General features: G+C 66.6%; 6 protein-coding genes. 4 read left to right on the forward strand and 2 right to left on the reverse strand.

Annotation, left to right across the window (positions count from 1 at the left end):
- The first annotated feature begins 122 nt into the window (after positions 1-122).
- The 4 genes from smc (at position 123) to def (ending at position 7,920) form a co-directional block, all read left to right on the forward strand.
- Positions 123-3,638 (forward strand): chromosome segregation protein SMC, encoded by a 3,516-nt coding sequence (gene smc, locus QCE62_RS05935; RefSeq protein WP_309915455.1) that lies wholly within the window; start codon positions 123-125, stop codon positions 3,636-3,638.
- Between the two features lie 188 nt (positions 3,639-3,826).
- The gene (locus tag QCE62_RS05940) at positions 3,827-5,089 is read left to right on the forward strand and encodes a cell division protein ZipA C-terminal FtsZ-binding domain-containing protein (protein WP_309915458.1); all 1,263 of its coding nucleotides are present in this window, start codon (positions 3,827-3,829) and stop codon (positions 5,087-5,089) included.
- A 222-nt stretch (positions 5,090-5,311) separates the two neighbouring features.
- Positions 5,312-7,390 carry an NAD-dependent DNA ligase LigA gene (gene ligA, locus QCE62_RS05945; RefSeq protein ID WP_309915461.1) on the forward strand — a complete coding sequence of 693 codons (2,079 nt, stop codon included), beginning with the start codon at positions 5,312-5,314 and terminating at the stop codon, positions 7,388-7,390.
- Positions 7,387-7,920: a peptide deformylase gene (gene def / locus QCE62_RS05950; protein WP_309808066.1), complete on the forward strand. Its 534-nt coding sequence runs from the start codon at positions 7,387-7,389 to the stop codon at positions 7,918-7,920. Before ligA ends, def begins: the two co-directional genes overlap by 4 nt.
- 92 nt (positions 7,921-8,012) lie before the next feature.
- Here the strand turns inward: def and QCE62_RS05955 are convergent, their stop codons facing one another.
- Positions 8,013-8,249 (reverse strand): hypothetical protein, encoded by a 237-nt coding sequence (locus tag QCE62_RS05955; protein WP_309915464.1) that lies wholly within the window; start codon positions 8,247-8,249, stop codon positions 8,013-8,015.
- 224 nt (positions 8,250-8,473) lie between these two features.
- The coding region (locus QCE62_RS05960) for a pseudouridine synthase (RefSeq protein WP_309915467.1) at positions 8,474-9,653 on the reverse strand (1,180 nt) is incomplete at its 5' end.

Below are 9,653 nucleotides of genomic sequence, written 5' to 3' on the forward strand. Positions count from 1 at the left end.
GTGTCCGCTTCGCCGGGCCCGGGCGCAGATCCATGCAGCGTACCGGCCCATGACGATCGACGGGCCGCACTGCGGCCTGTCTGCCATTCATCCTCCGTCTCATTCAAAACAGCGATATCGCCGTGCGTCTGACCTCGATAAAACTCGCTGGCTTCAAGTCCTTCGTCGATCCCACGCATTTTCAGGTCCCCGGCCAGCTGGTCGGCGTCGTCGGGCCGAATGGCTGTGGCAAGTCCAACATCATCGATGCCGTGCGCTGGGTGCTCGGCGAATCGCGCGCCTCGGAGCTGCGCGGCGAATCGATGCAGGACGTGATCTTCAACGGCTCGACGGCGCGCAAGCCCGGCAGCCGGGCAAGCGTCGAACTCATTTTCGATAATGCCGACGGCCGCGCCGCCGGCCAATGGAGCAGCTACGGCGAGATCGCGGTCAAGCGCGTGCTCACGCGCGACGGCACCTCCAGCTACTACATCAACAATCTGCCGGCGCGCCGCCGCGACATCCAGGACATCTTCCTCGGCACGGGCCTGGGTCCGCGCGCGTACGCGATCATCGGGCAGGGCATGATCTCGCGGATCATCGAAGCCAAGCCGGAAGAGCTGCGCGTGTTCCTCGAGGAAGCCGCGGGCGTCTCGAAGTACAAGGAGCGCCGCCGCGAAACCGAGAACCGCCTGCACGACACGCGCGAGAACCTGACGCGCGTCGAGGATATCGTCCGCGAACTGGGCGCCAATCTCGAGAAGCTCGAGGCGCAGGCCGTCGTCGCGACGAAGTACAAGGCCTTGCAGGCCGAAGGCGAAGAGAAGCAGCGTCTGCTGTGGCTCTTGCGCAAGAAGGAAGCGGGCAACGAGGCCGAGCGCCAGCAGCGCGCGATCCGCGAGGCGCAGGTCGAGCTCGAAGCCCAGACGGCGCGTCTGCGCGAAGTCGAGGCGCAGCTGGAAACGCTGCGCGTCGCGCACTACAGCGCCAGCGATTCGATGCAGGGCGCGCAGGGCGCGCTCTATGAGGCGAATGCCGAAGTGAGCCGGCTGGAAGCGGAGATCCGCTTCATCGTCGAGTCGCGCAACCGGGTGCAGGCGCAGATCGCCGCGCTTACCGCGCAGCGCGAACAATGGCAGGTTCAGGCGCAGAAGGCGCGCGACGAAATCGATACGGCGACCGAAGCACTGGCCGAGGGCGAGGAAAAGGCGGCCATCGCGCAGGAAAACGCCGCGACGAAACACGATGAACTGCCCGCGCTCGAAGCCCGCTGGCGCGACGCGCAGACGCAGTTGAACGAGGAGCGTGCGGGCATCGCGCGGGCGGAGCAGGCGCTCAAGCTCGAAGCCGCCCATCAGCGCAACGCGGACCAGCAACTGCAGCAGTTGCAGCAGCGCCAGGAACGTCTGAAGAACGAGGCGAGCGGCCTCGACGCACCGGATGAAGCGCATCTCGAAGAGTTGCGCATGCAACTGGCCGAGAACGAGGAGATTCTCGCGGAAGCCCAGGCGCGTCTCACGGACGCGCAGGAAACCGTGCCGCGTCTGGACGCTGAACGCCGCGCCGCGCAGGAACGCGTGCAGAAGGAAAGCGCGCAGATTCATCAGCTCGAAGCGCGTCTCGCGGCATTGAAGCAGCTTCAGGAAAGCGTGCAGACCGAAGGCAAGGTCCAGCCGTGGCTCGACAAGCATGAGCTCGGCGCGCTGCCGCGTCTGTGGAAGAAGCTGCATGTCGAGGCGGGCTGGGAAGCCGCGCTCGAATCCGTGCTGCGCGAACGCCTGGCTGCGCTCGAGGTGTCGAACCTGGATTGGATCAAGGCCTTCGCCACCGACGCGCCGCCGGCCAAGCTCGCATTTTATTCGCCGCCCGTCGCGGGCAAGCCGGTCGAGACGCCGCAGGGCTTGCGGCCGCTGCTGTCGCTGGTGCGCATCGACGATCCGGGCCTGCGTGCCGTGCTTAACGAATGGCTTGCCGCGACCTTCGTCGCCGACGACCTCGCGCAAGCGCTGGCCCAGCGTCAGCAACTGCCCGATGGCGGCGCATTCGTCGTGAAGGCGGGGCACGTGGTGACGCGCGTGGGCGTGCAGCTCTATGCGTCGGACTCCGAGCAGTCGGGCATGCTCGCGCGGGCGCAGGAAATCGAGAATCTGACCAGGCAGGTACGCGCGCAGGCGCTCTTGTCGGACGAAGCGAAGTCCAACGCCGTGCGTGCCGATGCCGCCCATACGCAGGCCTCGCAGGCGCTTGCCGAAGCCCGCGCCGCCGCCGAGCGCGCCACCCAGCGCGTCCATGCACTGCAGCTCGACGTGCTGAAGCTCGCGCAGGCGCATGAGCGCTATACGCAGCGCAACACGCAGATCGGCGAGGAACTGGAAGAGATCGCCGCGCAGGTCGAAGAGCAGCGTGCGTTGCGCGCCGAGTCCGAAGCCGCGTTCGAGCGTCACGACGGCGAGATCGCCCAGTTGCAGGCGCGCTTCGAGGACAACCAGCTTGCGTTCGAAACCCTCGACGAACAGCTCACGGCCGCGCGCCAGGAACTGCGCGAGCTGGAACGCGCCGCGAGCGATGCCGGTTTTGCCGTGCGCGGCCTGTCCGCAAAGATCGACGAGTACCGGCGCAACATCGACACCGCGCACGACCAGAGCGAGCAGATCGCGGCCACGCTGGAAGACGCCCGCGCCGAGCTCGAGACCATCAACGAGCAGACCGCGCAAACCGGCCTGCACGACGCGCTGGAAGTGCGCGGCGCGCGCGAGGAAGCGCTGCATGCGGCGCGCATCGAACTGGACGACCTGACCGCGCGCCTGCGCCAGTGCGACGAACAGCGTCTGCTGGCCGAGCGCTCGCTGCAGCCGCTGCGCGACCGCATCAACGAATTGCAGTTGAAGGAACAGGCGGCGCGCATCAGCGGCGAGCAGTTCGTCGAGCAGTTGCAGGCGGCGGGCGTCGACGAAGCCGAGCTCGCACAGAAGCTCGCGCCGGACATGAAGCCGTCGTATCTGCAGGGCGAGGTCACGCGCCTGAACAACGCGATCCTCGCGCTGGGGCCGGTCAACATGGCCGCGCTGGAAGAACTCGCCTCGGCGACCGAGCGCAAGCACTTCCTGGACGCCCAGTCGGCCGACCTGACCGGCGCCATCAACACGCTGGAAGATGCAATCCAGAAGATCGACCAGGAAACCCGCGCGCTGCTGCAAGGCACCTTCGATGAAGTGAACCGTCACTTCGGCGAACTGTTCCCGCGGCTGTTTGGCGGCGGGCAGGCGAGGCTCATCATGACCGGCGACGAAATCCTCGACGCCGGCGTGCAGGTGATGGCGCAGCCGCCCGGCAAGAAGAATTCGACCATTCACTTGCTGTCGGGCGGCGAGAAGGCGTTGACCGCAACCGCGCTCGTGTTCGCGATGTTCCAGCTGAATCCGGCACCGTTCTGTCTGCTCGACGAAGTGGACGCGCCGCTCGACGACGCCAACACCGAACGCTTTGCGAACCTGGTGCGCGCGATGGCGGTCAAGACGCAGTTCCTGTTCATCTCGCACAACAAGATCGCGATGGAAATGGCGCAGCAGTTGATCGGCGTGACGATGCAGGAGCAGGGCGTGTCGCGCATCGTCGCGGTGGACATGGAATCGGCGGCGGGTTTCGCGCAGAACGGCTGAAGGTCTCGCGGTTCGCGACACTGTTTCACTGAGTCATGGGTTGATTGGGCCGGACGATGATCCGGCGGCGTGCGCAAAGGCGCGGAGTGGCGCGCATCGGCCAGGCGGCGGCGACAAGCCGGAACGCGGTGCGATGCGGGCGACAGATCGCGCGGCGCTTCGTAACGTAAAAGAATGATGGAGCCTGCATGGATGAGTTGACGCTCGGTTTGATTGGAGCCGGTGCCGTGGTGGTGGGCGGCGTGGTGGTGTACAACGCGTGGCAGAACGCCAAGGTGCGGCGCAAGATGCCGCGCCCGATGCCGGACGAAGCCGCCGACGCGCTCGCGCGCCAGGACGCTGACGACGAGCAGCCGTTCATCGAGCCGGTGCGCCAGCCGCGCCGCGAGCCGGCCGCCGGAGACGGCGCCGCCGAGCGTGATTCGCGCGTCGAGCCGAGCTTCGGCACGGCGCAGGCCACGCAGGCAGCCTCGACGCCGCCTGTTGTGCCGGTTCCGCCGGCTGACACGGCCGTCGATCTCCAGGCCGAAGCGACGGCGCCGAACGGCGCAGCCGAAATCTCTGGCGATGACGCCGACGAAACCCGCGCCGAGCCGGTGATGCCTGCCGCGACCACGCATTCGTCGGCGCTGCCGGCGGTCGTGGATCGCCGCATCGATTGCGTCGTGCCTATCCGACTTGCCGCGCCGGTCGCGGGCGACCGCGTGATTCCGCTGGCGCAGCGTCTGCGCCGCGCGGGCACGAAGCCCGTCACGATCGAAGGCAAGTCCGAAGGCGACAGCGCGTGGGAACTGCCGCGCAACGGCGGGCGCTATGAGGAACTGCGCGCGGCGGCGCAACTGGCGAATCGCAGCGGGCCGCTGAATGAACTGGAATTCTCGGAATTCGTGACGGGCGTACAGCGTCTGGCCGACGCGCTCGACGGCGCGCCCGAATTCCCCGACATGATGGAAACGGTCGGCATGGCGCGCGAGCTGGACGGCTTCGCCGCGCAATGCGACGCGCAACTGTCGATCAACATTCTCTCCGACGGCGCGCCGTGGTCCGCCAACTACGTGCAGGCGGTGGCGTCGCAGGACGGCCTGCTGCTGTCGCGCGACGGCACGCGCTTCGTCAAGCTCGACGCGAAGCAGAACCCGGTGTTCATGCTGCTGTTCGGCGACACCAACTTCCTGCGCGACGACCTCACCTACAAGGGCGGCCAGATGATCACGCTGGTGCTCGACGTGCCGGTCGCCGACGAAGACATCCTGCCGTTCCGCCTCATGTGCGATTACGCGAAGTCGCTGTCGGAGCGCATCGGCGCGCGCGTCGTCGACGATCAGCGCCGGCCGCTGCCGGAGTCCGCGCTGCTCGCCATCGAGAAGCAGTTGATGACGCTGTATGCCAAGCTGGAGCAGGCGGGCATGCCGGCCGGATCGCCGGCGACGCGGCGTTTGTTCAGCCAGTAAGCGCAAGGGTTGCACGCGCTGTTCCGGCAGTGAAGACCGCGCCCCGACCGGGGCGCTTTCTTTTGCCTGCTTATCCTGTGCAATGGCGTGTCGAGCCGCATGTGCTGGCCGTTCGGCCGATGCCCCGATTGTCCGATCTTCTGCGACAATCGAACGACTGCCTGTCAGGTTGCAGGATCGCAATCACGGACAGGCGCGATCGATCTCAATCATTCCACAAGCATGTCCGCAAAAACCAAAGCCGAGTCCGCCGCCAGCCGCAAGTCGGGCGCCGCCGTGCCCAGCGCCGATCATCCGGCCGAACGCGCCGCCTGGCTGCGCTCGGAACTGGAGCGCGCGAACTACGCCTATTACGTGCTGGATCAGCCGGACCTGCCCGACGCCGAATACGACACGCTGTTCAAGGAACTGCAGGGCATCGAGAGCGCGCATCCGGACCTGGTCACGCCGGAGTCGCCCACCCAGCGGGTCGGCGGCGAAGTGGCCGAAGGCTTTACGCCGGTCGTGCATGACGTGCCCATGCTGTCGCTCAACAACGGGTTCGCGGACGAGGACATCGCCGCCTTCGACAAGCGCGTGTCCGACGCGCTGGACCAGGCGCCCGTGGACTATGCGTGCGAACTGAAGTTCGACGGCCTCGCCATCTCGCTGCGCTACGAGGACGGCCGCTTCGTGCAGGCGGCCACGCGCGGCGACGGCGCGACCGGCGAGGACGTCACGGCCAACGTCCGCACCATCCGTTCGATCCCGCTCACGCTGAAGGGCAAGCATGTGCCCAAACGGCTGGACGTGCGCGGCGAAGTGCTGATGTTCAAGCGCGACTTCGAGCGCCTGAACCAGCGGCAGCGCGATGCCGGGCAGCGTGAGTTCGCGAATCCGCGCAATGCGGCAGCGGGCGGCCTGCGCCAGCTCGACTCGAAGATGACCGCGCAGCGCTCGCTGTCGTTCTTCGCGTACGGCATCGGCGTGCTGGACGGCGCCGAGATGCCGGCCACGCACACCGGCCTGCTCGACTGGTACAAGGACATGGGCTTGCCCGTGAACGCGGAGCGCGCCGTGGTGCAAGGCGCGGACGGCCTGCTCGGCTTCTTCCGCAAGGTGGGCGAGAAGCGCGACAAGCTGCCGTACGACATCGACGGCGTCGTCTACAAGGTCGACCGGCGCGACCAGCAGGAACAACTGGGCTTCGTGTCGCGTGCGCCGCGCTTCGCGCTCGCCCACAAGTTTCCCGCGCAGGAAGCGCTGACGCAGCTTGTCGGCATCGACGTGCAGGTCGGCCGCACCGGCGCCATCACGCCGGTCGCGCGGCTCGCGCCGGTGTTCGTCGGCGGCGCGACGGTCACCAACGCCACGCTGCACAACGAGGACGAAGTGCGGCGCAAGGACATCCGCATCGGCGATACCGTCACCGTGCGGCGCGCGGGCGACGTGATTCCCGAGGTCGTCGGCGCGATTCTCGAGCGGCGTCCCGCTGATGCGCGCGAGTTCGTCATGCCCACGGAATGTCCGGTATGCGGCTCGAAGATCGAACGCCTGCCAGACGAAGCCATTGCACGCTGCACCGGCGGGCTGTTCTGCCCGGCGCAGCGCAAGCAGGCGTTGTGGCACTTCGCGCAGCGCCGGGCGCTCGACATCGACGGACTCGGGGAAAAGATCATCGACCAGCTGGTCGAAGAGAATCTCGTGCGCACGCCCGCCGACCTCTTCAACCTCGGCTTCTCGACGCTCGCGGCGCTCGACCGTTTCGCCGACAAATCCGCGCAGAACCTGCTCGACTCGCTTGAGAAAGCGCGCAACACGACGCTCGCGCGCTTCATCTATGCGCTGGGGATCCGGCACGTCGGCGAATCGACTGCGAAGGATCTCGCGAAGCACTTCGGGTCGCTGGACCCGATCATCAAGGCAACGGTCGAAGAGCTGCTCGAAGTGAACGATGTCGGCCCGATCGTGGCCGAGGCCATCCACAACTTCTTCAGCGAGGCGCACAACCAGCATGTGATCGAACAGTTGCGTCTGAAGGTGTCGTGGCCCGAAGGTCCGCCCGCACCGAAGGCGCCGCAGGGCGTGCTGGCGGGCAAGACCGTCGTGCTGACGGGCACGCTGCCCACGCTCTCGCGTGAAGAAGCCAAGGAAATACTGGAGAACGCCGGGGCGAAAGTCGCCGGATCAGTATCGAAGAAAACCGACTATGTCGTGGCGGGCGCGGAAGCCGGCAGCAAGCTTGCAAAAGCGGAGGAACTCGGCGTTCCGGTGCTCGACGAAGACGGTATGCGCAAGCTCTTGGAAGGAGCCATTCAATGATTCGCGAAATTCTGAAGATGGGCGATCCGCGCTTGTTGCGGATCGCGCAGCCGGTCGAGCACTTCGACACGCCGGAACTGCACGCGCTCGTGCAGGACATGTTCGACACGATGCGCGACGCCAACGGGGCAGGACTGGCCGCGCCGCAAATTGGTGTCGATCTGCAGGTGGTGATCTTCGGCTTCGGCCACAACGAGCGTTATCCCGACGCGCCTTCGGTACCCGAGACGGTGCTGATCAATCCGATCATCTCGCCGAACGGGCATGACATGGAGGAGGGCTGGGAAGGATGCCTGTCCTTGCCGGGGCTGCGCGGCGTGGTGCAGCGCTTCTCGATGATCCGCTATCAGGGCTTCGACCAATATGGCAATGCCATCGAGCGGCTTGCCGAGGGGTTTCATGCGCGCGTCGTGCAGCATGAGTGCGATCACCTGATCGGCAAGCTCTATCCGATGCGCATCACCGACTTCTCGAAGTTCGGCTTCACCGAAGTGCTGTTCCCCGGACTGGATCCGGCCCACGACGACTGACGCCGGGCCGGCGGCATGCGCTGGCTGCATGCGCCGCCCGGGCCTGGAAGGACGCTGGACGGGAGGCCGCTTCACACAACGCGGCCTTGCGTTCAGGCGAGGGTTTTGGAAATGCCGGAGATGTCCGGCTGACGGAACAGCGCGACGTGTTCGGGATTGGCGGTGGCTTGGAGGCGGCCATCGGGCAGGCGTGCGATCACCATTTCACCGACGCCCGGACTCATCACGACGACTTCGTCGCGCAGGGCGAGCAGGGCTTCGAGCCGTCGTCGGCCGCTGACGATTTCGAGGCCGGTTCCGGTTTCCCGCACGATGATTTCAACTGACATGGCCATTCTCCTTCGATGCCGTTCAATGCTTGCCGCCGTTCATCTGGCCGGCGCGGCCATGCGCGTCGCGCCCTGGCCTGCCAGATGTAACGGATCGATGATTCATTTTCTTTAACCAAAAAGCGGTCAAAAAAGAAAAGGCACGATCCGCGATGGATCGTGCCTTTCAGAGCGGTAAAAGTGGCGTGTACGCCACGCGCCGGGCAGGTCCCGACGCGCGGCGTTCAGAAGGATTCGTTGGGTCCGAGATAGCGCCACTGTCCCGGCGGCAGGTTGCCGAGCGTGACGCCGCCCATGCGGATGCGCTTCAGCCCGACCACTTCCAGCCCCACGAGCTCGCACATCCGGCGAATCTGCCGCTTCTTGCCTTCGCGCAGCACGAAGCGCAGTTGCTCGCCGTTCTGCCAGCTGACCTGGGCGGTCTTGAGCGGCACGCCGTCGAGTTCGAGGCCGTGGCGCAGCAGCGCGAGTTGTTCCGCGGGCAGATGCTTGTCGACATCGACGGTATGGTCGCCGAGCCGCACGCGCACCAGATATTCCTTGTCCACTTCCGAATGACCGCCGATCAGCTGCTTCGCGATGCGGCCGTCCTGGGTCAGCACCAGCAGGCCGGTGGAATCGATGTCGAGCCGTCCGGCCGGCGCGAGCGTGCGCAAGTGGCTGGGCGCAAAGCGGATGCCAGCGCGATCCTCTTCCCAGCGATTGGCCGGGGTGATCAGCGTGACGGCCGGCTCGTAGCCATCTTCCGCCTGACCCGACACATAGCCGACCGGCTTGTGCAGAAGGATGGTCACCCGTTGCGACTGCGCCGAGCGCGCTGCGGGCAGCACGTCGATTTCCGCCGTCGGACGGATGCGCGTGCCGAGCGTATCGATCACTTCGCCATCGACGAGGACCCAGCCTTTCTCGATCCATTCGTCGGCTTCGCGGCGCGAGCAGAGACCGAGTTCCGACATGACCTTCGAGAGACGCACGAGGCCGTCGTGGTGGTCGTGATCGCGATGCTTCGGTGCGGATTCGGCGGCGGGCGGCTGGCGCGTGTCGGTGTGACTTGCGCGCGCGGGTGCGCGACTCTCCGTGTTCTTGCGCGGGGCTGGACCGGAGCGCGCATCGGCGCCGAATGACTTGCGCGGGCCGCGCTCGCGGTCGCCGAAGGACGGACGCGTGTCGTCGCCGCGTGGCTTGAATGTGCGACGCTCTTCATCGCCCGCAGGACGCTCGCCACGCGCAGGCGGGCGGCCTTCGAACGATTTGCGCGGGCCGCGTTCGCGGTCACCGAACGCAGGACGCGAATCGTCGCCACGCGGCTTGAATGTGCGACGCTCTTCATCGCCCGCAGGACGCTCGCCACGCGCAGGCGGGCGGCCTTCGAACGATTTGCGCGGGCCGCGTTCGCGGTCACCG

The organism is Caballeronia sp. LZ033 (assembly GCF_031451265.1).
Taxonomy (GTDB): domain Bacteria; phylum Pseudomonadota; class Gammaproteobacteria; order Burkholderiales; family Burkholderiaceae; genus Caballeronia.

Coding starts and splice junctions, on each gene's coding strand:
- QCE62_RS05940 (WP_309915458.1), top strand. CDS start 3,827: ATGGATGAGTTGACGCTCGGTTTGATTGGAGCCGGTGCCGTGGTGGTG.
- QCE62_RS05955 (WP_309915464.1), bottom strand. CDS start 8,249: ATGTCAGTTGAAATCATCGTGCGGGAAACCGGAACCGGCCTCGAAATC.
- ligA (WP_309915461.1), top strand. CDS start 5,312: ATGTCCGCAAAAACCAAAGCCGAGTCCGCCGCCAGCCGCAAGTCGGGC.
- def (WP_309808066.1), top strand. CDS start 7,387: ATGATTCGCGAAATTCTGAAGATGGGCGATCCGCGCTTGTTGCGGATC.